General features: G+C 53.1%; 13 protein-coding genes. 12 read left to right on the plus strand and 1 reads right to left on the minus strand.

Going from position 1 to position 10,916, the window contains the following annotated elements:
• Positions 1 to 504 precede the first annotated feature (504 nt).
• From RTK32_RS12585 to RTK32_RS12605, 5 genes are all read left to right on the plus strand, one after another.
• Complete coding sequence (locus tag RTK32_RS12585; RefSeq protein ID WP_312044429.1) at positions 505 to 1,335, plus strand: hypothetical protein; 831 nt, start codon at positions 505 to 507, stop codon at positions 1,333 to 1,335.
• An 84-nt stretch (positions 1,336 to 1,419) separates the two neighbouring features.
• The gene (locus RTK32_RS12590; RefSeq protein ID WP_312044431.1) at positions 1,420 to 1,710 is read left to right on the plus strand and encodes a lysozyme inhibitor LprI family protein; all 291 of its coding nucleotides are present in this window, start codon (positions 1,420 to 1,422) and stop codon (positions 1,708 to 1,710) included.
• 58 nt (positions 1,711 to 1,768) lie between these two features.
• On the plus strand, positions 1,769 to 2,119 hold the full coding sequence (locus RTK32_RS12595; RefSeq protein WP_312044433.1) for a hypothetical protein: 351 nt from the start codon (positions 1,769 to 1,771) through the stop codon (positions 2,117 to 2,119).
• A 195-nt stretch (positions 2,120 to 2,314) separates the two neighbouring features.
• A complete protein-coding gene (gene tri1 / locus RTK32_RS12600) occupies positions 2,315 to 3,406 on the plus strand; it encodes an ADP-ribosylarginine hydrolase Tri1 (RefSeq protein ID WP_312044435.1) in 1,092 nt (363 codons plus the stop codon).
• Positions 3,407 to 3,512: 106 nt separating this feature from the next.
• Positions 3,513 to 3,926: a hypothetical protein gene (locus RTK32_RS12605; RefSeq protein WP_312044437.1), complete on the plus strand. Its 414-nt coding sequence runs from the start codon at positions 3,513 to 3,515 to the stop codon at positions 3,924 to 3,926.
• A 413-nt stretch (positions 3,927 to 4,339) separates the two neighbouring features.
• Here RTK32_RS12605 and yghU read toward each other — a convergent pair whose 3' ends face one another.
• Complete coding sequence (gene yghU, locus RTK32_RS12610) at positions 4,340 to 5,206, minus strand: glutathione-dependent disulfide-bond oxidoreductase (protein ID WP_312044439.1); 867 nt, start codon at positions 5,204 to 5,206, stop codon at positions 4,340 to 4,342.
• A 198-nt stretch (positions 5,207 to 5,404) separates the two neighbouring features.
• Here yghU and RTK32_RS12615 point away from each other — a divergent pair, with 198 nt between their 5' ends.
• The 7 genes from RTK32_RS12615 to RTK32_RS12645 all read left to right on the plus strand — a co-directional run.
• Positions 5,405 to 6,043 (plus strand): DNA-3-methyladenine glycosylase I, encoded by a 639-nt coding sequence (locus RTK32_RS12615; RefSeq protein WP_312044441.1) that lies wholly within the window; start codon positions 5,405 to 5,407, stop codon positions 6,041 to 6,043.
• Between the two features lie 357 nt (positions 6,044 to 6,400).
• Positions 6,401 to 7,990: a peptide chain release factor 3 gene (gene prfC, locus RTK32_RS12620; protein ID WP_312044442.1), complete on the plus strand. Its 1,590-nt coding sequence runs from the start codon at positions 6,401 to 6,403 to the stop codon at positions 7,988 to 7,990.
• Between the two features lie 34 nt (positions 7,991 to 8,024).
• Positions 8,025 to 8,258, plus strand: coding sequence for a hypothetical protein (locus tag RTK32_RS12625; RefSeq protein ID WP_312044444.1), 234 nt, complete (start codon positions 8,025 to 8,027; stop codon positions 8,256 to 8,258).
• A 19-nt stretch (positions 8,259 to 8,277) separates the two neighbouring features.
• Positions 8,278 to 8,892 (plus strand): molecular chaperone OsmY, encoded by a 615-nt coding sequence (osmY, locus tag RTK32_RS12630; protein WP_312044446.1) that lies wholly within the window; start codon positions 8,278 to 8,280, stop codon positions 8,890 to 8,892.
• A gap of 116 nt (positions 8,893 to 9,008) precedes the next feature.
• Entirely contained in the window at positions 9,009 to 9,170 is a 162-nt protein-coding gene (locus RTK32_RS12635; RefSeq protein WP_071995405.1) for a DUF1328 domain-containing protein, read from the plus strand.
• 217 nt (positions 9,171 to 9,387) lie between these two features.
• The gene (locus tag RTK32_RS12640) at positions 9,388 to 10,419 is read left to right on the plus strand and encodes a patatin family protein (RefSeq protein WP_312044448.1); all 1,032 of its coding nucleotides are present in this window, start codon (positions 9,388 to 9,390) and stop codon (positions 10,417 to 10,419) included.
• A partial coding sequence (locus RTK32_RS12645) for a TatD family hydrolase (RefSeq protein ID WP_312044450.1) occupies positions 10,416 to 10,916 on the plus strand: 501 nt, incomplete at its 3' end. The genes RTK32_RS12640 and RTK32_RS12645, both read left to right, overlap by 4 nt.

Below are 10,916 nucleotides of genomic sequence, written 5' to 3' on the forward strand. Positions count from 1 at the left end.
ACGGAAAGGCAACGGAAGTTATTTCGTTTTTGTGGAGCGGCATGCGGATGGTGGGTGAGCACTGTAACCTGACGCTGGCATGCAGCACATCCCATGTTTACAGGGGGCTGCCGGGAGCCGTTCATGGGTAAATCCTGTTAACGAGCAGCTTAATACTTTGTTATACCATGCTGCACTGAAAGGCATGCCAACTCATATGGACGTCGGATTCTCAATCTGAGGAGGGTTTGTGCTGCAATCTTTTCCAATATTACAAATCAGTCAGAGAAAGACTTATGCTGCCGGGGCCGCCAGAGCGTGATTATAAAAAAATTAAATGCTATGCCGATTATCGTAAGGACGGATAGCAGTCGTAAGTTTGACAAATGCCTAAAGTAATGGCCTGATTAACAGAGATAAAATAAGCGAAAAATCATGGTCAAATAGCGAAAGGACAGCATTTTCTTAAAGCGGCCATGTCTGTTTTGCATTCAATAAATTCATTATCATTTTAAGATCCCCATCATGAAAACTTCCCCGGCCATATTGTTACTGCTCGCCTGTACCGCTCAGGCAGAGGATTTTTGCACCCATCTGGATGCACTGGCCAATAAAGAAGGCATAAGCACCGACAGCACAGAAAACATCTACAAAGTGACAGGCAAGGGGCGGCTCCAGTTTTACTCCGCGCCAGAGAGTCGATGCGCGATGCGCGGAACATTTATCATTCCGGGGCAACAGGTTTATACCTATCTCGAGTATAAAAATTACGCCTCGGTAATGTATATGGCTGATGACCAACAGGTAACCGGTTGGGTTGATAAAAGCAGGCTGGCCGCCACGCATACAGGCGTTGGGCCAGACTACAACCGGCAGGCAGCAACCTCGCAGGATTTATCAGCCGCTGATTTTACCGTTGTCATCCGGGGTCAGAAGATAACGTTGGGTGAGGAATGGAACAACAGCACCATGCAGGCTGGCGGCAAGGAAGAAAAGAGTGAATTTGTCGGTGATGTGCCTTTCGGCGAGAGCAGCTATAAGTTCTGGCAGCATCATTACTCAGGCTATTCGATATACAGCGCCAATCTTTTTTGGGACAGACTCCATCGGAGCGTCGACAGCTATATTATCGCCCAGATAGATCTCAACTCCCCTGATATCTCTACCCGGCGTGGAATTAAAACAGGCGATAGCGAGACACAGCTGACTGCGGCTTACGGTCCGGGTACCGTAGATAATAGCGACAACCAACGCTGGCTTAGCTATGACAGCGCCGATAAACGGCTTTCCTTTCAGATCGATAATAACCGCATCAGTCATATCATGATGGTGTTCAAATCGGATAATCAGAATTGAAAATTCTCTGGCTTATCGCCTGTACCTTGCTGTTGGCGTTTTCCTGTTCGGCCGCAGAAGATATGAAAATCCTGGCGTGATTGTATGGACGCGTCTGAAGGTGTTACCACAGCTATCATAGCCTGTAACGCCGTTGAGAGTGATAATCAGGACAGGCAGCTTAATGCTAATTATCAACGCTATCTGGCTGGCATGAGTACAGACGTGGAGCAAAATTTTATCCGTGCTCAGCGGCTGTGGGTTAAATTCAGGGATGAAAACTGCGGCGCTTTTACTTCTCAGGAAGCTGGCGGCTCGCTGGCAGCCATCGTCGGCTCAGGCTGCTACCTTAAAATGACGGCGGAACGGGCTGATGACTTTGATCGGCATCCCTGAAGGCAATATCTGGCCACCGTTAGCCTTGTAGATCGCTCACGGTGGCCCGGGAGGCAGCATGAATACCAACCAACACGTCATTGACGCCCTTTTTAACGCTCTGTTAGTTGAAAATACACAGCGCTATCGGGAAGCTTTACTTCGGCCAGTTGATGGGAAACGCGATGTCTATGGGCAGGCACGGAATGCGCTGTCGGCATTAGAGGCGAATGAAAAAGAAGCCGTATTGCGCTTTATAAATTTGGCAGTAGCCGACAGCGTCTCAATCGTTTTAGGCACGCTTGACGGCAGTTTTTTCCCTGAAGGTATCAGCGGTGATTTCGTAGTGAACTACGATGGCAGCGAGATTCAGGGCGATCTGCAGGATTTATTTTTAGAAAAGGCACAAGACGCAGGCGTCTTTCGTTAAAAACTCTTTTGATCAGCAGGTTACATACTGCCGCGCCAGCTGCAGGCACGATCAAAGTATAAGATGATTAAGCATATTAAGGCCGTAAGCAGGCTACCGCCTTGCTCATAAATCACTATTCAGAAAATGGCACAGGGACAATGTTACCTTGTGCTTATAGCCACTGTGGTATCAAACAGGAATAACCGTCTGACTATGATCGATCTTCATGCCCAAACCGATATTCTTAACGACTACGTCCGCAACAATTATGCCGCTTATCTGCCATTTGGCTATCCGATTGCAGACGTTAACGCCGACAGTTTACAGCCTGATTATCACCCCTGGCTAAACGGTGAGCCATTACCTGGCTGGCTCTCTGCTTCCTCCTCTGCGAAGGAAAGAGAGTTGCTGCGCGATCGGGCTAAAGGTGCGCTGGTCGGTCTGGCAGCAGGCGATGCCGTCGGCACGACGCTTGAATTTGAGCCACGCGATCGGCACGCTGTTGACGATATGGTCGGCGGCGGGCCCTTTAACTTAAGAGCGGGTGACTGGACCGACGATACCACCATGGCGCTGTGTCTGGCAGAAACGTACCTTTATCGGGATCGGCTGGATCTTAATGACTTCCGCAATCGCATGGTGAACTGGTATCGCTATGGCGTAAACAGCGTGACCGGGGTCTGTTTCGATATCGGTAGCGCAACGCGTTACGCTTTGGAACAGCATCTTCTGCATGGGCTGGCCTGGTTCGGCAATACCGATCCCGGCACTGCGGGTAACGCAGCGATCATCCGGCTGGCGCCTTCCGCTATTTTCCAGCGGCACTCTCTGCTGCATACGCTTAATGATGCGGAACAGCAGGGCAGAGCCACGCATGGTGCTTTTGAATCGCTGGATTGCAGCCGGTTACTGGGGCTGATCCTGCATAAATTGCTCAACGGTGCAGATAAAAACGAGTCTTTATCGCCGCACATCTGCCCGTTCAATGCCAGAACCGCGCTAATTAATGCGGGGGAATATAAGCAGAAGCGTCGGGACCAGATCCGTTCAAGCGGCTATGTTATTGACACCCTGGAGGCGGCATTATGGGCCGTCTGGCAGACGGATAACTTTCGGGATGCCATTTTGCTGGCGGCTAATCTTGCGGACGATGCCGACAGTGTGGCAGCAACAGCAGGTCAGGTGGCGGGGGCGCTGTATGGCTATTCAGGTATCCCGCAGGCGTGGCGAGAAAGGCTTACGGAAGGGGATCGCATCACCACGATGGCGGAAGAACTGTTTAAGCGGGCGCCAGAGTATAACTGATACTGGCTGACGGCAGTCGGTGAGCGATATTGCAGGCTGCAAAATTTTCGCTCTCTTGGGGGGATTTAAAATTGTTAAAATCGTTTTTTTATTAATTTTATTGAATATGCCTGGTTTCGTCCTGGCAACCCCTTCGTCGCAAAGCGTATTCGGGGATCTTTCTCGCTATAACGACATCAATACGGTCGATAATATTTTTGCCAACAAACAAATCACTGAAAAATTACAGGCGCTTTTGGGGACTCATTATGCGGAATTTATTATTAATTTCGTGGGGACAGGCGAACCCCACCTGACGGCAGAAGGCGGTATTTTTGTTGAAGGCTGGCCGGAGCACCTCTATCTGGAACAAGCCTCCGCTTTGGTGATTGAGCCTGACGGCAGGCTTTATGCCGCCTGGAAAAAGCCAGAAACCAATAAAATTGAATACCGCAGCAGCGAGGGTGATAACAGGGTGATCCACAGGGATCTGGCGGAGTGGGCCACGCGGTTTGATCATATGACTTTTACTGACGAGTAGCGTTTTACCCCCGACAGCCGCTGGTTTATGGCTAAAAGATTTGCTGGTCAACTAACCCCGCCTTGCCATGATAATGACCCGGATAGCGCCATTTTTTCTTACCACGGCATCAGATACGCTAACAGGGCAACGCCTGATGGAGCCAAAGGGCGGCGCTATTATGCGTCACGTAACTTTAAAGGGCTGTGCCAAAAAAATTTATCCGGTCGGTGTCTTCTGCCGGTTGCGGACGGTAAACGTCAGGCATAAAAAAAGCGCGATCCGAATCAGGACCGCGCTGTGGGGTAAATCAAACTTAGCGTAAATCAGGCCCGGATGTTCTGTTCGCCCTGAAGCGGGCAACAGACATCACCTTCTCCGACACGTTGCTGATGGCTGCCAGGCCGTCACGCCCTGTTTGCCATTAATAAGCGTTATTTCGCCAGTTTATCTTCGGTACGCAATTCAAAGTCAGAGGCATCGTGGCGCTCATGAAGCTGTTCTGCCGGCTCGCCCCAGGTGCGATTGACGATGCGGCCACGCTGGACGGCAGGGCGCTGTGCAATTTCATCGGCCCAGCGCTGCAGGTTTTTATACGAGCCTGCATCCAGGAACTCGGCAGCGTTATAAAGATCGCCGCGCACCAGTGCGCCATACCATGGCCAGATAGCGATATCGGCGATGGTATAGTTTTCACCGGCGATATAGCGGTTTTCCGCCAGCTGGCGATCCAGCAAATCAAGCTGACGCTTGGCTTCCATGGTGAAGCGATCAATAGCGTATTCGATTTTTACCGGCGCGTAGTTATAAAAATGGCCGAAGCCGCCGCCCAGATAAGGCGCGGAGCCCTGTAGCCAGAACAACCAGTTCAGCGTTTCGGTACGGCCCGCCGGATCCTTTGGTAAGAAGTGACCATATTTCTCGGCCAGATAAAGCAGGATGGCGCCGGACTCAAAGACGCGGGTTGGCGGCGTGGTAGAAACGTCCAGCAGCGCCGGGATTTTCGAGTTCGGGTTAACGTCGACAAAACCGGAGGAAAACTGATCGCTGTCACCAATGCGGATCAGATGCGCGTCATACTCGGCATCGTTAACGTTCAATGCCAGCAGTTCTTCCAGCAGAATAGTGACCTTCTGGCCGTTAGGCGTACCCATAGAATAAAGCTGCAAAGGGTGCTTGCCGGTGGGCAGGATCGCTTCGTGGCGCGAACCGGCGGTCGGGCGGTTAATGCTGCCCCAGGTGCCGCCTGCATTTTTGTTCTCTGACCAGACTTTAGCGGGCTGATACTCATTGCTGCTCATAAAATTTTCCCTTTTCACGGTTGGATGACGTAGCGGGACTGACTTCTCGCCGCTGATGGTCTAAAAATAGCGTCGATTACCCTGCTGCACCAAAAGCGGTTGTTACAGCTGATGTCAGATATAGCACCGCCGCGGCGCAACCGTTTATCAGGAAAGAGCGATCGTGCCGGTAATTCAGACACTTCCCCAGGAGAGAAAATGAAACACGATGAAGCCGCGTTAAAACAGGCGGGCCTGACCCTGACAGAGGATGGTCGGGCGTGCTGCTACTGGCAGCCATCAATGCCGGACTACCATGATAATGAGTGGGGCAGGCCGGTGGTGGACGATCGGCGACTTTTTGAAAAAGTCTGCCTGGAAGGCTTTCATTCAGGCATGTCGTGGCAGCTTATCTATAACAAACGCGAAAACTTTCGTCGCGCCTTTGCCGACTTCGACTTTTATCAGGTCGCGGCGTTCACGGATGACGACGTCGCCAGGCTGATGGCGGACAAAAGCATTGTGCGCAATCGGGCAAAAATCCTCTCCACTATCAATAATGCGCAGCGGGCTATTGAGCTACTTAACGAAGCGGGATCGCTGGCGGCCTGGTTCTGGCAGTTTGCGCCCGGGCCGGATGCCCGACCGGAAATTGTCGATCTGGCGTACTGGCAGCAAACCAAAACGTCGCCGGAAGCGATAAAGATGTCAAAGGCGTTAAAAAAGCGCGGCTGGACGTGGGTCGGGCCAGTGACCGCTTATTCTCTGATGCAGGCGCTGGGCCTGGTTAACGACCATTTGAACGGCTGCGAATGCCGTAAAGATTGTGAGCAGGAACGAGAAAAAATCTCCGCATGATAAAGGGTGCTTGCCCTGTAGCCGTCTGTACGCAGAACTGCCTTTTGCCGATAAATAATGTGGCGGGGCAGCGGCAGAGAATTGTCTGCCAGGTCATTATTCCAGCCTGACGAAGGCAGGAAGTTTGTGCTGTGATGCCGCTAACCTGACTCCCAGGGAGTCTGGTCTTTTTTATCAATAACCGGGCGGCCAGTTCGCCATGCCGTGCCGTCTTTCTGCCATTTCCCTCAGGCATTCGCCGTTGTGGATTGTGTATAGCGGCCGAATCGGCGAAAATGCCGGCCATTGATGATTAATCGCCTGTGTCTTCCTGAGCAACCTGCCCAGCGGCGGCACAGCACCAAACAGAGTTTTTTCATGTCAAATGCACCCTTTATGCAAGAGGTGGCTCGCCGCCGCACTTTTGCCATTATCTCGCACCCGGATGCCGGTAAAACCACCATCACGGAAAAAGTGCTGCTGTTCGGACAGGCGATCCAGACCGCCGGTACGGTGAAAGGGCGCGGCTCTAACCAGCACGCCAAGTCCGACTGGATGGAGATGGAAAAGCAACGTGGTATTTCGATTACCACCTCCGTAATGCAGTTTCCCTATCGCCACAGCCTGGTCAACCTGCTGGATACGCCGGGACACGAAGACTTCTCGGAAGATACCTATCGCACGCTGACGGCGGTCGACTGCTGCCTGATGGTTATTGATGCCGCCAAAGGCGTTGAGGATCGTACCCGCAAGCTGATGGAAGTTACCCGCCTGCGCGACACGCCGATCCTGACCTTCATGAATAAGTTGGACCGTGATATTCGCGATCCAATGGAAGTGCTGGACGAAGTAGAAAACGAGCTGAAGATCGCCTGTGCGCCAATCACCTGGCCTATCGGCTGCGGCAAGCTGTTTAAAGGGGTATACCACCTCTATAAAAACGAAACCTATCTTTACCAGTCTGGTAAGGGCCACACCATTCAGGAAGTTCGCGTGGTGAAAGGGCTGGATAATCCGGAGCTGGACGCCGCCATCGGCGAAGAGCTGGCGGCCCAGCTGCGTGAAGAGCTGGAGCTGGTGCAGGGCGCCTCGCACGAGTTTGATAAAGAAGCTTTCCTGAACGGCCAGCTGACGCCGGTGTTCTTCGGGACTGCACTGGGTAACTTCGGTGTGGATCATATGCTGGATGGTCTGGTGGATTGGGCGCCATCGCCGATGCCTCGCGCTACCGATACCCGTGTCGTTACCGCCGCGGACGAGAAATTTACCGGCTTCGTGTTTAAGATCCAGGCAAATATGGATCCAAAACACCGCGACCGCGTGGCCTTCCTGCGTGTGGTTTCCGGTAAATATGAGAAGGGCATGAAGCTGCGCCAGGTTCGCCTGGGCAAAGACGTGGTGATTGCCGACGCGCTGACCTTTATGGCTGGCGACCGCTCGCATGTTGAAGAGGCATATCCGGGCGACATCATCGGCCTGCATAACCATGGCACCATTCAGATCGGTGACACCTTCACCCAGGGCGAAAACATGAAGTTCACCGGTATTCCGAACTTCGCACCGGAGCTTTTCCGCCGCATTCGCCTGCGCGATCCGCTTAAGCAGAAGCAGCTGCTGAAAGGGCTGGTGCAGCTGTCGGAAGAGGGCGCCGTACAGGTGTTCCGTCCCGTACACAACAACGATTTGATTGTAGGTGCGGTGGGTGTGCTGCAGTTCGACGTGGTGGTTGCGCGTCTGAAAAGCGAATATAACGTTGAGGCAATCTACGAGTCAGTCAACGTTTCTACCGCCCGCTGGGTGGAATGCAGCGACGTGAAGAAATTCGACGAGTTCCAGCGTAAGAACGAGATCAACCTGGCGCTGGACGGCGGTGATAACCTGACTTACATCGCTCCGACCATGGTCAACCTGAATATTACTCAGGAACGCTATCCTGATGTGGTGTTCCGCAAAACGCGCGAACATTAACAGACCGATCCGGGATTGTTCTACAGGCGGCGCTTTGGCGCCGCTTTTTTTTGCCTGCTGCTACCTGAATCCTGCCTTACAGACTCATCTTAAAAAAAACCTTTTTTGTCCATTTATCCGCCATATCAATCACAAAGGGCAGCAGAATTCAGATCAGCGTCTATATTTATTTCAACAGGACGCAAAAGATGTGGCGCGGTTGCTACAAAGCCTGATTACTGCAGTCACGCCGTTTGTGACTGAAAGCTCACAGTTGTGGGTGCATTAACCTAAGAAGGAAGAGATCGATGAACAAGACTAAGATTGCTAAAACTCTGATGGCTGCTCTGGTAGGTTCTGCATTGGTTAGTGGTGCTGCGATGGCAGAAGACACTACTACGCCAAAAGCGCAGTCCACTACCGACAACGCGGGTTCTAAAATCGATAGCTCTATGAAAAAAGTCGGTGGATACATGGATGACAGCGGCGTTACGGCCAAGGTGAAAGCAGCCCTGGTGGATAACGACGCTATTAAAAGTACGGATATCTCAGTGAAAACTCACGAAGGCGTGGTTACGCTGAGTGGTTTTGTCGCTTCACAGGATCAGGCTGAACTGGCCGTTTCTGAAGCGAAAAAAATTGAGGGCGTAAAATCCGTCAGCGATAAACTACACGTAAAAGACAGCACAAAAAGCAGCGTCAGCGGCTATGCCGGTGATGCAGCAACAACCAGCGAAATTAAAGCTAAACTGTTAGCGGATGACATCGTACCGTCCCGCAACGTGAAAGTTGAAACCACTAATGGTGTGGTTCAGCTTTCTGGTTCGGTAAAAACCAAAGCACAGTCCGACCGTGCTGAAGGCATTGCCAAAGCGATTGAAGGCGTCAAGAGCGTGAAAAACGATCTGGCGGTGAAGTCGTAATACCGACGCGGGTCGGGCCCGATGGCCCGCCCGTGACAGCGCTATCGCAGGCGCGTCGTCAGGCAAAAATCAATAACAGATGATGTTCGATTTTAATATAGGGTAAGGAGAAGCTTATGTTTCGTTGGGGTATTATCTTTCTGGTTATCGCGCTGATCGCCGCTGCATTAGGTTTCGGTGGTCTGGCAGGTACGGCAGCCTGGGCGGCGAAAATCGTCTTCGTAGTCGGTATTATCATCTTCCTGATCAGCCTGTTTACCGGCCGCAAGAAGTTATAGCTTTAAGACTCTCCCCGGCAGCCTTGGCGCTGCCCCAGGAAAGTAGCGGCGGGCCGGCTGGCCCGTCTGCAATCCCTTCTTTTTCTCCTGTCTCACTTCTCGCTACATTTCGTCATTATTTATCCCTCTGCATTTACATTTATAGCAACAAGCGCCAAACCGCTGTGCTGGCCTGAGCGTATTCTCACCGCATCGCAGATTTCAGAGGGGGAGAACGGTGGGCAAACGCATTCCAATTACGCTCGGCACTATCACGCCACTGGCGCTGAAGCCTTTTCGTCCCGGTAAGCTTGCTCTGGTCTGTGAAGGCGGTGGACAGCGCGGCATTTTTACCGCTGGCGTGCTGGATGAGTTTCAGCGGGCCGGTTTTAACCCTTTTGACCTGCTAATTGGCACTTCTGCTGGGGCACAGAATCTCTCCGCGTTTATCTGCGGCCAGCCTGGCTATGCCCGCCGGGTCATCACGCGCTATACCACCAGCAAACTTTTCTTTGATCCGCTGCGCTTTGTGCGGGGCGGCCATCTGATCGATCTCGACTGGCTGGTGGATATCACGGCAAAAGAGTTTCCGCTGGCAATGACGGCGGGTGAAGAAGCGTTCTCGCAGGGTCGCGAATTTTACATGTGCGCCTGCCGCAGTGATGACTACTCGCCGGGCTACTTCGCGCCCACGGCGGCGAACTGGCTGAACATTATCAAGGCTTCCAGCGCCATTCCCGGTATGTATCGGCCCGGCGTCGATCTGGACGGTATCAGCTATCTGGATGGCGGCATCAGCGATGCGGTGCCGGTACGGGAAGCGGCGCGGCGTGGCGCCGACACCATTGTGGTCATCCGCACCGTGCCGTCACAAATGACCTATACGCCGCAGTGGCTGAAACGCTTTGAGCGCTGGCTGGACAAAGGCGCGCTACAGCCGCTGGTCAATATCCTGCATTTGCATGAAGAGAGCTACCGCCAGACGCAGCAGTTTATTAACAACCCGCCGGGCGATCTGAATATTGTTGAAATCTTTCCTCCGCGCGCGCTGGCAAGTATGGCGCTGGGCAGCCGTATCACCTCGTTGAACCAGGACTATCATCTGGGCCGTCGCTGTGGCCGCTATTTTTTGGCTACAATAGGGCAGTGGCTGCATAACGAGGCGCAGTCCGCCGCGCCGGTTGTCCCGGCCGCGCCGCCCGCCAATGAACCGGCCATCGCGCCGCTGGCGAGTAACGATGATGATTTTCCTGAAGGATCGTTGGCATGACTTTTGTCGATACGCACTGTCATTTTGATTTCGCCCCTTTTTGCGGCGACGAGGCGGAAAGCCTGCGTCAGGCGGCCGAAGCCGGGGTGGAAAAGATCATCGTGGTGGGCGTCGCGGCGGATCGTTTTGCCGGCGTGTTGGCGCTGGCCGAACGCTATGATCCTTTATACGCGGCGCTGGGCACGCATCCAATGGCGATTGCCGGGCATCAGGAAGCGCATTTACACCAGCTTGAAGCGTGCCTGCGACAGCGTACGCCAAAGCTGATAGCGATCGGCGAGATCGGCCTGGATCTTTATATCGAAGATCCGCAGTTCGACAAGCAGCAGGCAGTGCTGGATGCGCAGCTGAGGCTGGCGAGGCAGTACGATCTGCCGGTCATCCTGCACTCAAGGCGCACGCACGATAAGCTGGCGATGCATCTGCGAAAGCTTGATTTACCCGCTCGTGGCGTGGTGCACGGTTTTGCCGGCAGCGAGCAGCAGGCCCTGGCTTTT

It is taken from the genome of Erwinia sp. (genome assembly GCF_031978025.1).
GTDB lineage: Bacteria > Pseudomonadota > Gammaproteobacteria > Enterobacterales > Enterobacteriaceae > Erwinia.

What these genes read in the sequence shown, in the direction of transcription:
- RTK32_RS12585 (WP_312044429.1), top strand. Translation starts at nt 505, where the DNA reads ATGAAAACTTCCCCGGCCATATTGTTACTGCTCGCCTGTACCGCTCAG.
- RTK32_RS12590 (WP_312044431.1), top strand. Translation starts at nt 1,420, where the DNA reads ATGGACGCGTCTGAAGGTGTTACCACAGCTATCATAGCCTGTAACGCC.
- RTK32_RS12595 (WP_312044433.1), top strand. Translation starts at nt 1,769, where the DNA reads ATGAATACCAACCAACACGTCATTGACGCCCTTTTTAACGCTCTGTTA.
- tri1 (WP_312044435.1), top strand. Translation starts at nt 2,315, where the DNA reads ATGATCGATCTTCATGCCCAAACCGATATTCTTAACGACTACGTCCGC.
- RTK32_RS12605 (WP_312044437.1), top strand. Translation starts at nt 3,513, where the DNA reads ATGCCTGGTTTCGTCCTGGCAACCCCTTCGTCGCAAAGCGTATTCGGG.
- yghU (WP_312044439.1), bottom strand. Translation starts at nt 5,206, where the DNA reads ATGAGCAGCAATGAGTATCAGCCCGCTAAAGTCTGGTCAGAGAACAAA.
- RTK32_RS12615 (WP_312044441.1), top strand. Translation starts at nt 5,405, where the DNA reads ATGAAACACGATGAAGCCGCGTTAAAACAGGCGGGCCTGACCCTGACA.
- prfC (WP_312044442.1), top strand. Translation starts at nt 6,401, where the DNA reads ATGTCAAATGCACCCTTTATGCAAGAGGTGGCTCGCCGCCGCACTTTT.
- osmY (WP_312044446.1), top strand. Translation starts at nt 8,278, where the DNA reads ATGAACAAGACTAAGATTGCTAAAACTCTGATGGCTGCTCTGGTAGGT.
- RTK32_RS12635 (WP_071995405.1), top strand. Translation starts at nt 9,009, where the DNA reads ATGTTTCGTTGGGGTATTATCTTTCTGGTTATCGCGCTGATCGCCGCT.